Source organism: Rhizobium bangladeshense (genome assembly GCF_001662075.1).
In the GTDB taxonomy this organism is placed as follows: Bacteria; Pseudomonadota; Alphaproteobacteria; order Rhizobiales; family Rhizobiaceae; genus Rhizobium; species Rhizobium bangladeshense_B.
The window spans coordinates 1-1,018 of record NZ_LYPL01000097.1 but is presented as its reverse complement, the minus strand read 5'-3'; the positions used below and the strand labels follow the sequence as shown (position 1 = coordinate 1,018).

The 1,018-nt window shown below is 63.3% G+C and carries 1 pseudogene; it reads right to left on the bottom strand.

Annotated elements, in window-relative coordinates:
• Positions 1 to 1,016, bottom strand: a pseudogene (gene hemA / locus A7X77_RS31655) (5-aminolevulinate synthase); the annotation flags it as partial.
• Between the last annotated feature and the right edge of the window lie 2 nt (positions 1,017 to 1,018).

Genomic DNA, 1,018 nt, shown 5'->3' with positions numbered 1-1,018 from the left:
TTGGCGGCATCGCCGACCATGACAGGCACGATATGGCTGGGATTGTGCATATGCGGAATGCCGCGCTGGTCGAGCATCGCCCTGAGCTTGCGCACCCGGTCCTGATGGCGGGCGCGCTCGAACTGGCTGACCTTCAGGTGCTGGATCGAGGCGACCGCACCGGCGGCCAATGCCGGCGGCAGCGCCGTGGTGAAGATGAAGCCGGAGGCAAACGAGCGGATGAAGTCGCACAGGGCGGCCGAGGCGGCGATATAGCCGCCCATCACCCCGAAGGCCTTGCCGAGCGTGCCCTCGATCACGGTCAGCCGGTCCATCAGCCCCTCGCGCTCGGCAATGCCGCCGCCGCGCGGGCCGTACATGCCGACGCCATGGACTTCGTCGAGATAGGTCATCGCCCCATATTGGTCGGCGAGGTCGCAGATCTCCCTGATCGGGGCGATGTCACCATCCATCGAATAGACGCTCTCGAAGGCGATCAGCTTCGGCGCCTTCGGATCGGCGGCCTTCAGCTTGGCTTCGAGGTCGGCGACGTCATTGTGTTTCCAGATCACCTTGTCGCACTTGGCGTAACGGATGCCCTCGATCATCGAGGCATGGTTCAAGGCGTCGGAGAAGATGATCAGGCCGGGGATCTTGGCGCCGAGCGTGCCGAGTGCCGCCCAGTTGGAGACATAGCCGGAGGTGAAGATCAGCGCTGATTCCTTGCCGTGCAGGTCGGCAAGCTAACGCTCGAGCAGGACGTGGTAGTGGTTGGTGCCAGAGATATTCCGGGTGCCTCCCGCACCCGCGCCACAGTGGTCGATGGCGTTCTTCATCGCCTCGATCACCTTCGGGTTCTGGCCCATGCCGAGATAGTCGTTGGAGCACCAGACCGTGACGTCCTTTTCGCCATCGGCCGTATGGCGCGTCGCGCGCGGAAAGTTGCCGCGGTGACGCTCGAGATCGGCAAAAACGCGGTAGCGGCCCTCGGCATGAAGCCCGTCCAGCTCGTTTTTGAAAAATGCTTCGAAATCCATCA